Source organism: Nocardioides sp. Root1257 (genome assembly GCF_001425175.1).
Taxonomy (GTDB): Bacteria; Actinomycetota; Actinomycetes; order Propionibacteriales; family Nocardioidaceae; genus Nocardioides.
Genome location: NZ_LMDV01000008.1, coordinates 1,052,258 through 1,066,222 on the forward strand (window position 1 = coordinate 1,052,258; position 13,965 = coordinate 1,066,222).

Genomic DNA, 13,965 nt, shown 5'->3' on the forward strand with positions numbered 1-13,965 from the left:
ACTCCCCCGAGTAGGTGCTGGTCGGCAGAGACTACGCCGCGCGTCGCCGCTCCCACCGCGAAACGCCGATCATCACCAGCCCTGCCAGCAGGCAGCCGGCGATCGCGTCGACGACGTAGTGCTCGGCGAAGTAGGTCAGCGCCAGGGCCATGGCGAGCGGGTAGAGGAGCAGCAGCCACCGCCACGACGTGCGGAGCCGCGAGATGCCGTACAGCGCCACCAGGCAGGCGATGCCGCAGTGCAGCGACGGCATGGCGGCGACCTTGTTGGCCATGCCGAACATGACCATCGTCTGCCGGTGCAGGTCGAGGCCGCCCAGCTCGATGCCCGACCAGCCGCGGCTGGTGATCCGGTGCACCTCCGGCAGGTAGCCGTCGCGCGAGGCCATCCACGGCGGCGCCATCGGGTAGAGGACGTAGATCGTCAGCCCGGCGTACAGCAGCGTGATGTAGCGCCGCAGCCAGCGCACCCACTCGTCGCGGTTGCGGACCCACAGCACGCCGGCCAGCACCAGTGCGACCAGGAAGTGCGACGCGTAGACGGTCGTCAAGACGGCGTCGTGCCAGTGCGGGGGCAGGGTCTTGAGGCACGGGTCGCCGCACCATGCGTGCTGGAGGCGCACGGTCGGAGCGGTGCCGAGACCGAGCCACTCGTCGACGCGGATCGGCATCGAGTAGTGCGGAGCGATGCCGATCTCGTCGGCCAGTCCGCGGCCCAGCCAGTAGCCGACCATCAGCAGCAGCGGCTTCCACCAGTCGCGCCAGAAGTCGAGGTAGGGCCGGGGCTCCTCGGCGTACCAGGCGATCGTGCCGACCCAGATCCAGAGGATCACCCCGGCCGGGTCGTTGGGGATGCCGACCAGCAGGCACCACGCCAGCAGCACGACGACGTACGTCGCCATCGCGGTCCTGCGGGTCACTCGCCCCCCTGATGGATGGCCCGGTAGATCGTCCAGTCGCCGGTGCTGGCCCGCAGATCGTAGTGATCGGCGAGCACGCCGTCGGCGACCGAGGCGTCGATGCCCCACGAGCCCAGCGACGTGCCGGCCACGACGACCCAGGTCGGCCGGCCGTCGCCCGCGAGCAGCGCCGACAGGTCGTCCAGGTCCGGGTCGTGCACCCGCACCGGAAGGCTCCAGAGGTCGGGGTAGGGACTGCTCATCCCGGTCGCCTGGAGGATGTTGGGGCCGCCGAACGCGACCACCGCCGTGTCGCCCGGCCGGGCGTGGGCGTCGAGCCACGCGACGGCCGGCTCCTCGGGCCGCGCGATCGGCTGCACCGCCACCCAGACCAGCGCGGCGACGGTCGAGGTCGCGACGACCCCGTACGCCGCGGTGACCAGCCGCCCGGGGTGGGCGGCCCGCTGCGCGGCGGCGGCCGTGAGCAGCACGAGTCCGGGCACCAGGCCCATCAGGTAGTGCAGCCAGTAGCTGCCGCCACCGAGGACCACGAAGAGCTCCCAGGCGAGCACCGCCAGGGCCGGCCACCACAGCCAGGACCCGCGCGCCCGGCGGGCGAGCGCGATCGCCAGGAGCGGTGCGCCGGTGGCGACCAGCGCGAGCAGCATGCCGCCGAGCCGGGTGGTCGTCGACCCGGTCGCCGAGGCGGCGATGACCGCCGCCGCGTCGTGGCGGAACACCACGACGGCGTCCCACAGCTCGCCCGGTGCGGTCCCCAGGAGTGCGGCACCGGCTACGGCCACGGCGACCGTGACCAGGGCGCCCGCGGCGACCGCGCCCAGCGCGCCCCACCGCCGCCGCGCCACCAGGAGCACGATGGCCAGCACGAACACGTCCAGCAGGCTCTGCTTGACCAGCGCGCCGCCAGCGCCCAGGACGCCGGCGAGGACCGCCCACGGCAGCCAGCGCTCCGACCGGCTCGCGGCGACCACCGCGGCGCTGCCGCCGATCAGGAACGGCAGCCCGAGCAGCTCGCCGTTGACGACCGTCCCGCCGAAGAGAGGGGTGACCGTGAGGAGCGCGGCGGTGGCCGCGGTGAGCACCGGGGCCGCGGGCCGGTCCGGCGCGGCGAGCCGTCCGAGCAGCCCGCTCAGCAGCACCGCGGCGACGACGGCCACGATGCCGAGCGCCCGGAACGCCCACCCGCCTCCGGCAGCGTCCGCGAGCGCCGCCAGCGCGATCAGGCCCGGCGGCCGGTCGACGAAGTAGTCGCCGTAGAGCGACGACCCCGGCGACCACTGCCCGGCGAGCAGCAGGAGACCGCCCTCGTCGGGGCTGAGCGGGCGGCCGGCGTACGGGACCGCGGCGAGGCCGGCGACGGCAGCCAGCAGCCCGACCTGGACGCGCGGACTCACGCGAAGGAGAAGGCGAGCAGGACCGCTCCGACGAGCACCGCGCCGGTCAGCAGGAAGCCCAGGTTGAACGCCGGGAGCGGAGCACTGGTGCGCATCGCCCGCTCGACCCGGGCCCACCGCACCATCGCGAAGAGGGTGACGAGCCCGCCCAGCAGGACCAGCAGGATCGCGAGGACGTCGCGCACCCAGGTCGTCTCCGGCAGGCCGATGGCGTGCAGCGCGACGCCGCCGGCCAGCATCGCCAGCGCGGTGCGCACCCAGGCCAGGAAGGTGCGCTCGTTGGCGAGCGTGTAGCGGGGGTCCGGCTCGCTGCCGGCGTCGTAGACCCAGTGCGGCCGACGTTGCGTCATGGCCCTCATCCTTCCGTATGCCGGGCACCCTAGGCTCGCCGACGTGACTTACGAGTTCGACACCCACACTGCGGTCCACCCGAACGGCGACGGCACGTACGCCGCCGAGCTCGCCGCGGGCTGGGTGGTCGGCGGTGGCGTCAACGGCGGCTACCTGCTCGCCGTGATCGGTACGGCGCTGCGCGCGACCTTCCCGACGAAGCCCGACCCGCTGGCCGTGTCGGCCTACTACCTCGCGGCCGGGACGCCCGGGCCGGCCGAGGTCGCGGTCGACGTGCGCCGTGAGGGCGGCAGCGTGGCGACCGCCTCCGTCGAGCTGCGTCAGGAAGGCCAGGCGAGGATCGCCGCGCTCGCGACGTACGGCGACCTGGACCGTCTCGGCGACGACGTCCGGACCACCGCGGAGGAGCCGTTCCTGCCGCCGCCCGACGAGTGCGTCGCGAACACGCTGGCGCCGGAGGAGATCCTCACGATGGCGCCGATGATGGGGCGCTTCGACATGCGCTTCCACCCCGACCACGTCGGCTGGGCGGTGGGGCAGCCCAGCGGCAGGGGCGAGATCTCGGCGTGGTTCCGGCTCGCCGACGGCCGCGAGCCCGACCCCGTCACGCTGCTGATGGTCCTCGACGCGCTGCCGCCGGTGACCTTCGACCTCGGGATGATGGGCTGGGCGCCGACGCTGGAGCTGACCGCGCACGTCCGCGCCAAGCCCGCCCCGGGCTGGCTGAAGGTCCGGCACGCGACCCGCAACATGGCGGGCGGCATGTTCGAGGAGGACTGCGAGGTCTGGGACTCGACCGGCCGCCTGGTCGCGCAGAGCCGCCAGCTCGCCCGCCAGCCGCGCCCGATCCCCTGACCCGACCACCCCTCAGTCGAAGGACCGGCGCGGCACCGAGACGATCCAGCGACGGCGAGGATGCTCGGTGACGTTCCAGAGCCGGTCGGTGCGCTCGTCGTACGCGAGGTCCTCGGGTCCCATCGGCAGCGCCTTGCGCCGCTCGCGGAGGTCGCCGGGCTCGCCGGACCACAGCGAGCCGAATCCCCACGGACCGTGCGACGACGAGACGTAGAGCCGGCCGCGGATCCGGGCGACGCCCTGGGCGCGGACGACGTCGTGGTCGGACACGGTGACGGCACCGCCGTCGATCGGCATCTCGGCGATCCGCCGGGTCTGGCGGCGGCCGCCGTACTCCCCGACGACGAGGTTGGGCGGGTCGGTCGAGTCGTCGACGGTGAGGAACGAGAAGCGCAGCGGCTCGTCCCCCTCGTCGACCTCGGGTGACAGCCGGAACCGCACCGGCAGCAGGTGGTCGCCGTCAGCGCCGCGAACGACGTCACCGGCATCGCACACCCACAGGCCGGCGCGGGTGGCCGCGACGTACAGCTGCGACCCGTGCCAGCCGAGCCCACCGGCGTGGATGCGCAACGGCTCGTGCCCGTCGGCCGTGGGGAGCACGAGGCTGACGTGCTGGTAGCGGCGCCGACGCAGGTCGACGAGGGACAGCCGCGAGCCGCCGCCCTTCGCGTACCAGGTCGTCGCCACGAGCCCCCGGTCCGGCGACAGCGCGATGCCCTGCGGCCACCACTCGCGGTCGGCACGGTCGGCGCGGTCCCAGGTCCAGGCGCGGTGCCGCGACAGGCAGGGCGCCAGCGTGCGGCGCAGCCGTCGGTCGAGCGGGACCCTGGCCAGGCCGACCCGCCCGCCGTGGCGCGCCACGAGCGCGTCGACCTCGGCGGTCAGGTCCGGGGTGCGGGTGAGGTGCACCAGCGGAACGGTAGCCGGACCGATAGCGTCGGCGACATGGCCGCGGTGGTGGGTGCAGCGATCATCCGCGACGGTCGCGTCCTGGCCGCCCGTCGTACGGCGCCGCCCGCGACCGCCGGGCGCTGGGAGCTCCCGGGCGGCAAGGTCGAGCCGGGGGAGACGCCCGACGAGGCGCTGGTCCGCGAGATCCGGGAGGAGCTCGGCTGCACGGTCGCCGTGGTCGGGTGGCTGCCGGGCGCGGTGCCCATCGGCGAGCGGCACGAGCTGCGGGTCGCGGTCGTCGACCTGGTCGACGGCGAGCCCGAGCCGCACGAGCACGACGCCGTCCGCTGGCTGGCCGCCGACGAGCTCGAGGACGTGGACTGGCTCGAGCCCGACGTACCGTTCCTGGCGCACCTCCCGCTGGGATGAAGGCGGCTGGGATGATGACGTCGTGCGGGGCATCTTCTTCGGTGAGGACGACGCGGCGGCCGTGGTCGCGCGGCTGACGTCGGCCGGCTTCGAGGCGCGGCTCGAGCGCGAGCGCCTGGCCGGCGAGGACGACGACGAGGACCACCCCTGGGCGGTGCTGACCGATGCACCCGAGCTGGTGCTGGAGCTGCTGGTCGACGAGTTCGAGGGCTGGCTGGACACCGACCCGGCGGAGCAGGTCGCGAGCCCGCCGCTGCAGCTCCCCACGGGGCCTCGGAAGATAAAGCGCCCGCCCGGTGGTTGAGGGGGTGTCCGACCCCGACCCTAGGATTCCCTCATGAGCTTCGACCAGCGCCTCCTGCTCGTCCACGCGCACCCCGACGACGAGTGCATCGGCAACGGCGCCACGATGGCGAAGTACGTCGCCGAGGGTCGCGGCGTCACGCTGGTGACCTGCACCGCCGGTGAGATGGGGGAGATCCTGGTCCCCGAGCTGGAGCACCTCGCGGCCGACAAGGAGGACCGCCTGGGCGAGCACCGCAAGGGCGAGATCGCCAACGCGATGCAGGTCCTCGGCGTCACCGACCACCGCTGGCTGGGCGGCTTCGGACGGTTCCGCGACTCCGGCATGAAGTGGCACGACGACGGCTACGCCATCCCGGCCGATGACATCCATGACAACGCGTTCTGGGCGGCCGACCTGACCGTCGCGGCCGACTACCTCGTCGAGATCATCCGCGACGTCCGGCCGCAGGTGATGGCGACCTACGACCCGTTCGGCGGCTACGGGCACCCCGACCACATCCAGGCCCACCGGGTCGCGATGTACGCCGCGCAGCTCGCCGCCGTGCCGTCGTACCGCAAGGACCTCGGCGAGCCGTGGGAGATCGCGAAGATCTACTGGAACGCGATGTCCGAGAGCCGGATGCGGGCCGGGCTCCGGGCGCTGCGCGACGCCGGCGACTCCACGAGCTTCGAGGGCATGGACCCCGACGGTCCGCTGCCGCCGTTCGTGACCGCCGACGAGAACCTCGCGGCCGCCGTCGACGCGCAGGAGCACGTCGAGCAGAAGCTGGACGCGCTCCGGGCCTACCCGACCCAGGTCACCACCGACGGTCCCTTCTTCGCGCTGTCCAACAACGTCGGCAGCACCGCCTGGGGCATCGAGTACTACCGGATCGTCAAGGGCCAGCTCGGCGACCTCGGCGAGGACGGTCTCGAGACCGACCTCTTCTCCGGCATCTGATGCGGTTCGTCGTCGCTCTCGGCTCTCTGCTCGCCGGGGCCGCGACGGCGATCGCGACGGTCGCCCTCCACCAGCTGGTCTGGGGGCTGGCGCTGGCCGTCGTCGCCACGGCCGTCACCGTCCTGGCGCTGCCGCCGGGCTGGTCGACCCGGCTGGCCTTCGTCGTCGGTTTCGACGCCATGCTGGGCTGGCTGACCGTGCCGCGCGCGGAGGGCGACTACCTGATCAGCCAGAACTGGCAGGGCTACGCCGTGCTCGGCTTCGGCATGGTGCTGCTCGTCGTCGGGGTCTCGACCCTGCCCCGTCCGGGTCGGTCGGTGACGGACGCTCCTTAGGATGTGCGCGTGACGAAGACCCCCCGAGATGCCAGCGGCCGCGAGTCCGCCGGCGGCAAGGTCGTGGTCCTGCTCCTGGGCGGCCTGCTGGTCCTGGTCGGGGGCGCGTACGCCGCGGCGTACTTCGCGGCCGGCGACAAGGTGCCGCGCGGCACCACGGTCGCGGGCGTCGAGATCGGTGGCCTGACGCCCACCGCGGCCGAGGACGAGCTCACCGCCGGGCTCGAGGACCGGGTCGACCGGCCGATCCCGGTGAGCGTCGACGGCACGACGGCGACCATCGACCCGACCGACGCCGGCCTGACGGTCGACGTGGCCGCCACCGTCGACCAGGCCGGTGGCGGGAAGAGCTGGGCTCCCGGCGACCTCTGGGACTACTGGACCGGCGGCGACGAGCAGGACCCGGTCGTGACCGTCGACCAGGCGTCCTTCGACAAGGCGCTCGACGGCCTGGCCGACGAGGTGGGCACGGCAGCGACCGACGGCGCCGTGGCCTTCAAGAAGGCACGCATCGTCGTCACGGACCCGGCGCCCGGGGAGGGCTTCGACCCGGAGGCGGCGCGGACCGCGGTGCTCGGCTCCTACCTCTCGGAGGACGACGAGGTCGCCGAGCTGGAGACGACCGTGGTCCAGCCCGACATCGACGACGCCGACGTGCAGAAGGCCCTGGACACCTTCGCCAACCCGGCCATGTCCGGCCCGGTGACGCTGGTCTTCGGCGACTCGCCGGTCGAGCTCCAGCCGCGCGACTTCTCCCGGGCCCTGGCGATGAAGGCCGAGGGCGGCGAGCTGGTGCCGGACCTCGACACCGACCGGCTCACGAAGCTGGTCGAGTCGGACGTGAGCGAGAAGGACAAGCCGGTCGACGCCACCGTGGAGCTGGTCAACGGCAAGCCACGCGTCGTGCCCGCGAAGCCCGGGGTCACCTTCGACCCGGCCGACGTCAGCAGCGCCTTCCTCGAGCTCGTCAGCCGCAACGGCGACGACCGCAGGATGAAGGTCGAGGCGACGGTCGCCGAGCCCGAGTTCACCACCGCTGACGCCAAGGCCCTCGGCATCAAGGAGCGCGTCTCGACGTTCACGACGTACTACCCGTACGCCGAGTACCGCAACGTCAACATCGGGCGTGCGGCGGAGCTGATCGACGGCACCGTCCTCAAGCCGGGCGACACCTTCTCGCTCAACGACATCGTCGGCGAGCGCACGGTCGAGAACGGCTTCACCACCGGCTTCATCATCAGCAACGGCCTCTTCAAGGAGGACCTCGGCGGCGGCGTCTCGCAGATGGCGACGACGACGTTCAACGCCATGTACTTCGCCGGGCTCAAGGACATCGAGCACAAGCCGCACTCCGTCTACATCGACCGCTACCCCGAGGGCCGGGAGGCGACGGTCGCGTGGGGCTCGGTCGACCTCCGGTTCCAGAACGACACCGACCACGGCGTGCTGGTCCACGCCACCGTGCAGCCGGGCTCGAGCTCGTCGCAGGGGGTCGTGACGGTCTCGATGTACTCCACCAAGACCTGGGACATCACCAGCAAGACCTCGCCGCGCTACAACTACCGCTCGCCGGGCACCCAGACGCAGAACACCGAGGACTGCGTCCCCAACACGGGCTACGACGGCTTCGACGTCGACGTGACGCGCTACTTCCACCACGTCGGCGACGACGCGGTCGTGAGGTCCGAGAAGTTCCACACCAGCTACATCGCCTCCGACACGGTCATCTGCAAGCCGCCCAAGAAGGGCTAGGGCGCCACGGCGCCAGCACCCCGCGTGACCGTCGCCACGTCGCCTCGTTGACGGTGCATGCGACGCCTCCTCGGACTCCTGCTGGTCCCGTTGGTCCTCGGACTGCTCAGCCTCGCCGCGCCGACGTACGCCGCACCGCCGACGTTCCCGACGTCGCCCTTCGGCGAGCCGACCGGCGCGAACGACTGGGACTGCACGCCGACCGCGCAGCGACCGACGCCGGTGATCATCGTGCACGGCACCTTCGGCGACCGGAAGAGCCTGCTCGACGACCTCTCGGCGGCCATGGTCGACCGGGGCTTCTGCGTCTTCTCCCTCGACTACGGCAACCGCGGGACCGGTGACATCGCGGCGTCGGCGCGACAGCTGAAGAAGTTCGTCGGCAAGGTCCGCCGGGCGACCGGCGCTGCGAAGGTGTCGATGGTCGGGCACTCGCAGGGCGGCATGATGCCGCGCTACTACATCAGGTTCCTCGGCGGCGCGAAGGTCGTCGACGACCTCGTCGGCCTCTCACCCTCCAACCACGGGACCACGATCGTGGGCGATCCCGGCAACCCGCTCACCGGGGCGCTCTGCCCGGCGTGCGACCAGCAGGCCGCGGGCTCGCCGTTCCTGACCCGGCTCAACGCGGGCGACGAGACGCCCGGCACGGTGAGCTACACCCAGATCACCACCCGCTACGACGAGGTCGTGGTGCCCTACACCTCCGCCTACCTGGCCGCAGGTCCGCGCACCACCAACGTCACCGTCCAGGACCTGTGCGCGGCCGACCTCGCCGAGCACGTCACGATCCCGATGAGCCGGACGGCGATCGCGGTCACCCTGAACGCGCTCACCCGGCGCGGTCCGGCCGACCCGGGCTTCAGGCCGGACTGCTGAGCGCCCGCGCGAAGGCCGGCCAGACCGGCAGCCGCGGCACCAGGGTCGCCTGGATGGCGTGGTAGACGTCCGGCTTGCCGACCCAGGTGCCTGACGCCGGCCGGTTCGCCGGGTCGAGCTCGTGGTGCCACGACCCGTGCTCCCGGTCGACGAGGTAGCGCTCGGCGTACCCCCACCACTGCTCGGCGCAGATCTCGTAGACGCGGTCGCCGCTCACCTGGGCGAGCGTCGCCGCCGCGGCGATGGCCTCGGTGGCGACCCAGTGCATCCGCTGCCGCACCACGGGAGTGCTGTCCCAGTCGACGGTGTAGACGAAGCCGGCGGCGCCGTCGACCGCCCAGCCCTCGCGGACGCCCGCGTCGAACAGCGCGACCGCGTCGTCGAGCATCCAGGCCGGCGCGGCGTCGCCGAGCGCGGCCCGCAGCGCCAGCGTCAGCCGGCTCCACTCGAACCAGTGGCCGACCGTCGCGCCGTACGGCCGGAACGGGTGCGCGGGCTCGTCGCGGTGGTAGTCGGGCACAGGCCGCCACTCAGCGTCGAAGTGCTCGGGGATCCGCCAGTCGTGGGACCGCGCGAACCCGTGCACGACCCGGGTCACGATCCGCTCGGCACGCGCGACGTCGCCGACCGCGAGCAGCGCCTCGACCGTGTGCATGTTGGCGTTGACGCCGCGGTAGGCGTCGAGGGTCGTCCACGACTCGTCCCACTCCTCGACGACCATCCCTGCGTCCTCGTCCCAGAAGCGGGTGTCGAGCACGTGCAGGGCCTCGGCCAGCAGGTCCTCGCCGCCGGGGCGACCGGCGATCGCGGCCGACGACGCCGCGAGCACGACGAACGCGTGCTCGTACGCCGTCTTGGTGCGGGTCACCGGCCCGTCCGGCCCGACCGCGGCGTACCAGCCCCCGTGCGCCGGGTCGCGGAACCGCCCGGCGAGAGCGGCGATCCCGTGGTCGACGAGCTCCGCGGCGTACGGCCGCCCCATCAGGTGCGCCAGCGCGAACACGTGGGTCATCCGGCAGGTGATCCACAGCTCGACCGGCCGCTCCAGCTCCGGCCGGCCGTCGTCGTCGAGCCACGCGAACCCGCCGTCAGGGTGCACCGACGCGCGTGCGAACTCCAGCAGCCGGTCGGTCTCCTCCGCGAGCTTCATCGGTCGAGCCTCATGGGGTGAGCCTATGGAGGTCCCGGGGGAAGAGCGTCACCTCCCGGATGTTGGCGACGCCCGTCAGCCGCGCGGTCCAGCGCTCCAGCCCGATCGCGAACCCGCCGTGCGGCGGCATCCCGTGCTCGAACGCCTGCAGGTACGACGCGTAGGTCGCCGGGTCCTCGCCCCGCGCGCGGATCGCAGCGTCGTACGACGAGGGACGGTGCAGCCGCTGCCCGCCGGTGACCAGCTCGAGCCCGCGGAAGAGCAGGTCGAAGCTGTTCGACCACCGCGGCTCGGGCGACGGGTGGGTGTAGAACGGCCGCTTCGCCATCGGGTAGCCCTCGACGGCGAGGAAGTCGCTGCCGTGCTCCGCGAGCGCCCACGCGCCGAGCGCCCGCTCGTGCTCCGGGGCGAGGTCGGGCTCGTCCTCCGGGGCGCCGACCAGCGCGAGGGCGTCGCGGAAGTGGATCACCGGGATCTCGTCGGGCACCACCGGCAGCGCGGCGCCCGCGCGCTCGACCGCTTCCGGGGCGTGTTGGTGGATGCCCGCGACCATGCCGGCGAGCACCTGCCGCAGCACGGCGAGCACGTCGTGGTGGTCGTCGATGAACCCCAGCTCGACGTCGAGCGACACGTACTCGGCCAGGTGCCGCACGGTGTCGTGCGGCTCGGCGCGGAAGACTGGGCCGACCTCGTAGACGCGCTCGAAGACGCCGACGAGCTGCTGCTTGTAGAACTGCGGACTCTGCGCGAGGTACGCCGGCCGGCCGAAGTAGTCGACCTCGAAGACGTTGGCGCCGGACTCGGTGGCCGACGCCACGAACTTCGGGGTCTGCACCTCGGTGAAGCCGACTGAGTCGAGAGTCGACCGGAAGCCCCGGACCGACGCGGCGGCCAGCTCCCAGCGGGCCCGCTGTCCCGGGTGTCGCCAGGCGACCGGGGCGTGGTCGAGCAGCGTCGGCAGCGAGGCGTTCAGCTCGGGCCGCCACAGCTCGACCGGTGGGGTGGCGGCCGGCTCCGTGAGCAGAGTGATCTCCGGGTCGGTGACCTCGACCCCGCCGGGAGCCTGGGCGTTCGCGGCCAGGGTCCCGACGACCTCGACGGTCGTCTCCTCCGGCGGCAGCGCGGTGCCGCCGCGGACGACGACCTGGGCGAGGCCGGAGCGGTCACGCAGCACGAGGAACGCGACGGCCGAGAGCTCCCGGCGCCGGTGGACCCAGCCGCGGAGCCGGACGGTGTCGCCCGGGGTGGTGGTCGGCAGTGATGAGCAGAGAGTGCGTTGCACGGTTACCTCCAGTGGCAGGAAAGCCCTGGAGGTGTGGGCGGGGGCGAAGTCGCGGTGCCACCACACCTTTGCCAACGGATCGCTGGCCTCTCGTCGGCACGCCGGACGCGCGGGCGTCCGGATCTCCGCCGGCTCGCGGGAGGGTTGTCAGGCCTCGGGATACCGCGGCCAGCGTACGCTGCGCCGCGTGGTCGTGCACTTCCGATTGACGTCGCCTCCGGCGATCACCAAGCAGCTCGTGCACCTGCTCTCGGACCAGGCGTGGGTCACGAACGTCACGCTGCAGGAGGGGGCGGTCGTGCGGCCGCCGGGCGACCTCGTCGAGTGCGACGTCGCCCGCGAGAAGGCGGGGGTGCTGCTCAACCAGCTCCAGGGCCTGGGGCTGGACCGCTCCGGCGGCATCATCATCACGACTCCCACCGGCGCACCGTTCGACGCCGCCCGTCGGCTCGAGGCGGCCGCGCCCGGACACCCCGACGACGCGGTCATCTGGGAGGCGGTCGAGGCGCAGGCCGAGGCGGGGGCGGTCCCGACCGTCTCGTTCCACGTCTTCCTGGTGCTGGCGGTGGCACTGGCCTCGATCGCGGTCATCACCGACTCCGCGGTGCTGGTCGTCGGCGCGATGGTCGTCGGCCCCGAGTACAGCGCGGTGGCGGCGTGCTGCGCGGGCATCGCGCTCGGTCGGTGGAGCCTGTTCGCCCGTGGGGTCCGGCTCCTGGTGCTGTCGTTCCTCTTCGCGATCGCTGTGGTCGCGCTGCTCGCCCTGGCCGCCAAGGGGCTCGGGATGATCACGCTCGACGAGGTGACCCGCCCGCGGCCCAACACCGGCTTCATCTGGCACCCCGACCAGTGGTCCTTCATCGTCGCGCTGATCGCCGGCGCGGCCGGCGCACTGGCGCTGGCGCTGTCCAAGACGGCAACGCTGGTCGGCGTCTTCATCAGCGTCACCACGGTTCCGGCGGCCGGCAACCTCGCACTCGGCCTGGCGTTCTGGGACCGCGGCGAGATCGACGGCTCGGGGGCGCAGCTGCTCGTCAACATCGGCGGGATGGTGATCGCCGGTGCCGTGGTGCTCCTGCTGATGCGGTGGTGCTGGCCCTGGTTGACCTCCGCGTCCGAGCGGGTCTTCGGGCGGCAGTCCGACCTCGCGAACGACTAGCCGGGCGACCGGGGCAGCGCCAGGTAGCGGTAGGCGTGGTGGGTGACGAACCCCAGTCCCTCGTAGAGCGCCAGGGCGGGGGCGTTGTCGCCCAGCACCTGGAGGTACGCCGTGGTCGCGCCGTGCACGGCGCCCCACTCCAGCAGCTCCGCCATCACCGCGACGCCGAGTCCCTGGCGCCGGTGCTCCGGATCGACCTCGATGCCGCGGAACCCGACCCAGTCGTCGGCGTACGCCGCGATGCCGCTGGCCCGGTCGCCGAGCCGGACGGTCACCAGCCCACCGTCCTCCTCGTACGACACCGGTGGTGGGGGTGTGAGCGCAGCGAGCCTCGAAACCACCCGACGGCTGGCCTGCGCCACCGACGCGACCTGGAAGAGCGTGTCCGCGTCGTTGCTCTCCGGCACCCAGCCGTGGCCGCGGAAGAGCGCGTCCTCGGCGGAGTCGGGCAGCACCGCGGCGATCGGCCGGCCGGTGCGGGTCGCGTAGAACTCGACGACGCGCTCGTAGTCCCCGTCGGCACCAGACGGCGCGACGGCCAGCACCGAGTTCGCGCGACGGGCGGTCGACGTGGGGGAGTGCCGCAGGGTCCAGTCGCCGAGCGGCTCCGTGGCCAGGTCGGGGAAGAGGGCCAGGGCGCGGCGCTGGGCATCGAGCGGGGTGACCCGGTGCCGGACCGACGGACGCGGCGGCACCGGCTTGCCGGAGACGATGTCGGCGATCGCGATCGGCACCGCCGGACCGCTCTCGGGCTGGACGACGCAGGTCCCGTCGGCCCACGACAGGCAGGTGCCGAGGACGTCGGTGAGCGCCGGTCCGCCGGACGGCCCGGTCTCGCCGCGGAGCACCCGCCGCACTACGACGCGCTGCCCGACGACGTGTGGACCAAGCATGTGCTTGGTCACATCGTGAGGCGGGTCCACGGACGACACGGTCGGGATACTAGGCTGTCCCCGAACGCGTGCTCCCGTCATGTCTCCAGGAGGAATCGGTGACCTACGTCATCTCCCAGCCGTGCGTCGACCTCAAGGACCGGGCCTGCGTTGACGAGTGCCCCGTTGACTGCATCTACGAGGGCAAGCGGATGCTCTACATCCACCCCGACGAGTGCGTCGACTGCGGTGCCTGCGAGCCGGTCTGCCCGGTCGAGGCGATCTTCTACGAGGACGACGTCCCCGAGGAGTCCAAGGGCTACTACGACGCCAACGTGCACTTCTTCGACGACCTCGGCTCGCCGGGCGGCGCCGCCAAGATGGGCGAGATCGACCACGACCACCCGATGATCGCCGCGCTGCCGCCGCAGGAGACCGGCCACTGAGCTCG

At 72.8% G+C, this 13,965-nt stretch carries 16 protein-coding genes; 9 read left to right on the plus strand and 7 right to left on the minus strand.

Going from position 1 to position 13,965, the window contains the following annotated elements; genetic code table 11:
- Positions 1–31: 31 nt before the first annotated feature.
- The 3 genes from ASC77_RS13050 to ASC77_RS13060 are packed head-to-tail and all read right to left on the minus strand — an operon-like array spanning position 32 to position 2,663.
- Positions 32–919, minus strand: a complete 888-nt coding sequence (locus ASC77_RS13050) for a phosphatase PAP2 family protein (RefSeq protein ID WP_056153246.1) — start codon at positions 917–919, stop codon at positions 32–34.
- Positions 916–2,313, minus strand: coding sequence for a hypothetical protein (locus tag ASC77_RS13055; protein WP_056153249.1), 1,398 nt, complete (start codon positions 2,311–2,313; stop codon positions 916–918). Before ASC77_RS13055 ends, ASC77_RS13050 begins: the two co-directional genes overlap by 4 nt.
- Positions 2,310–2,663 carry a YidH family protein gene (locus ASC77_RS13060; RefSeq protein WP_235547628.1) on the minus strand — a complete coding sequence of 118 codons (354 nt, stop codon included), beginning with the start codon at positions 2,661–2,663 and terminating at the stop codon, positions 2,310–2,312. The genes ASC77_RS13055 and ASC77_RS13060 overlap by 4 nt, the downstream gene beginning before the upstream one ends.
- Before the next feature lie 43 nt (positions 2,664–2,706).
- On the opposite strand from ASC77_RS13060, the gene ASC77_RS13065 reads away from it, so the two are divergent.
- Entirely contained in the window at positions 2,707–3,519 is an 813-nt protein-coding gene (locus ASC77_RS13065) for a thioesterase family protein (RefSeq protein ID WP_235547630.1), read from the plus strand.
- A 12-nt stretch (positions 3,520–3,531) separates the two neighbouring features.
- Here the strand turns inward: ASC77_RS13065 and ASC77_RS13070 are convergent, their stop codons facing one another.
- A complete protein-coding gene (locus ASC77_RS13070) occupies positions 3,532–4,428 on the minus strand; it encodes a hypothetical protein (RefSeq protein ID WP_056153253.1) in 897 nt (298 codons plus the stop codon).
- Positions 4,429–4,464: 36 nt separating this feature from the next.
- Here ASC77_RS13070 and ASC77_RS13075 point away from each other — a divergent pair, with 36 nt between their 5' ends.
- Genes ASC77_RS13075 through ASC77_RS13100 form a run of 6 tightly spaced genes read left to right on the plus strand, consistent with a single transcriptional unit; the run spans position 4,465 to position 9,051 of the window.
- Positions 4,465–4,839, plus strand: coding sequence for a (deoxy)nucleoside triphosphate pyrophosphohydrolase (locus tag ASC77_RS13075; protein ID WP_056153256.1), 375 nt, complete (start codon positions 4,465–4,467; stop codon positions 4,837–4,839).
- 22 nt (positions 4,840–4,861) lie between these two features.
- Positions 4,862–5,143, plus strand: coding sequence for a hypothetical protein (locus tag ASC77_RS13080; protein WP_056153259.1), 282 nt, complete (start codon positions 4,862–4,864; stop codon positions 5,141–5,143).
- Between the two features lie 33 nt (positions 5,144–5,176).
- Complete coding sequence (gene mshB, locus ASC77_RS13085) at positions 5,177–6,085, plus strand: N-acetyl-1-D-myo-inositol-2-amino-2-deoxy-alpha-D-glucopyranoside deacetylase (RefSeq protein WP_056153260.1); 909 nt, start codon at positions 5,177–5,179, stop codon at positions 6,083–6,085.
- On the plus strand, positions 6,085–6,420 hold the full coding sequence (locus tag ASC77_RS13090) for a hypothetical protein (protein ID WP_056153263.1): 336 nt from the start codon (positions 6,085–6,087) through the stop codon (positions 6,418–6,420). Before mshB ends, ASC77_RS13090 begins: the two co-directional genes overlap by 1 nt.
- 9 nt (positions 6,421–6,429) lie before the next feature.
- Positions 6,430–8,172, plus strand: a complete 1,743-nt coding sequence (locus tag ASC77_RS13095; protein ID WP_056153266.1) for a VanW family protein — start codon at positions 6,430–6,432, stop codon at positions 8,170–8,172.
- 57 nt (positions 8,173–8,229) lie between these two features.
- On the plus strand, positions 8,230–9,051 hold the full coding sequence (locus tag ASC77_RS13100; protein ID WP_056153268.1) for an esterase/lipase family protein: 822 nt from the start codon (positions 8,230–8,232) through the stop codon (positions 9,049–9,051).
- Here ASC77_RS13100 and ASC77_RS13105 read toward each other — a convergent pair.
- Together ASC77_RS13105 and aspS are read right to left on the minus strand one after the other, a co-directional pair.
- Positions 9,035–10,201: an AGE family epimerase/isomerase gene (locus ASC77_RS13105; RefSeq protein WP_056153270.1), complete on the minus strand. Its 1,167-nt coding sequence runs from the start codon at positions 10,199–10,201 to the stop codon at positions 9,035–9,037. The two genes, ASC77_RS13100 and ASC77_RS13105, sit on opposite strands and share 17 nt — an antisense overlap.
- 10 nt (positions 10,202–10,211) lie before the next feature.
- Positions 10,212–11,483: an aspartate--tRNA(Asn) ligase gene (aspS, locus tag ASC77_RS13110; RefSeq protein WP_056153273.1), complete on the minus strand. Its 1,272-nt coding sequence runs from the start codon at positions 11,481–11,483 to the stop codon at positions 10,212–10,214.
- A 187-nt stretch (positions 11,484–11,670) separates the two neighbouring features.
- On the opposite strand from aspS, the gene ASC77_RS13115 reads away from it, so the two are divergent.
- Positions 11,671–12,642 carry a DUF389 domain-containing protein gene (locus ASC77_RS13115; RefSeq protein ID WP_056153276.1) on the plus strand — a complete coding sequence of 324 codons (972 nt, stop codon included), beginning with the start codon at positions 11,671–11,673 and terminating at the stop codon, positions 12,640–12,642.
- On the opposite strand, the gene ASC77_RS13120 is transcribed toward ASC77_RS13115, so the two are convergent.
- Positions 12,639–13,535 (minus strand): GNAT family N-acetyltransferase, encoded by an 897-nt coding sequence (locus ASC77_RS13120; RefSeq protein ID WP_156391061.1) that lies wholly within the window; start codon positions 13,533–13,535, stop codon positions 12,639–12,641. The genes ASC77_RS13115 and ASC77_RS13120 overlap by 4 nt on opposite strands.
- A 98-nt stretch (positions 13,536–13,633) precedes the next feature.
- On the opposite strand from ASC77_RS13120, the gene fdxA reads away from it, so the two are divergent.
- On the plus strand, positions 13,634–13,960 hold the full coding sequence (gene fdxA / locus ASC77_RS13125) for a ferredoxin (RefSeq protein ID WP_056153280.1): 327 nt from the start codon (positions 13,634–13,636) through the stop codon (positions 13,958–13,960).
- Positions 13,961–13,965 lie beyond the last annotated feature (5 nt).

Bases quoted from the DNA above. Each gene is read 5' to 3' on its own strand.
- ASC77_RS13060 (WP_235547628.1), bottom strand. From the start codon at position 2,663: ATGACGCAACGTCGGCCGCACTGGGTCTACGACGCCGGCAGCGAGCCG.
- ASC77_RS13075 (WP_056153256.1), top strand. From the start codon at position 4,465: ATGGCCGCGGTGGTGGGTGCAGCGATCATCCGCGACGGTCGCGTCCTG.
- mshB (WP_056153260.1), top strand. From the start codon at position 5,177: ATGAGCTTCGACCAGCGCCTCCTGCTCGTCCACGCGCACCCCGACGAC.
- ASC77_RS13090 (WP_056153263.1), top strand. From the start codon at position 6,085: ATGCGGTTCGTCGTCGCTCTCGGCTCTCTGCTCGCCGGGGCCGCGACG.
- ASC77_RS13100 (WP_056153268.1), top strand. From the start codon at position 8,230: ATGCGACGCCTCCTCGGACTCCTGCTGGTCCCGTTGGTCCTCGGACTG.
- ASC77_RS13105 (WP_056153270.1), bottom strand. From the start codon at position 10,201: ATGAAGCTCGCGGAGGAGACCGACCGGCTGCTGGAGTTCGCACGCGCG.
- ASC77_RS13120 (WP_156391061.1), bottom strand. From the start codon at position 13,535: ATGCTTGGTCCACACGTCGTCGGGCAGCGCGTCGTAGTGCGGCGGGTG.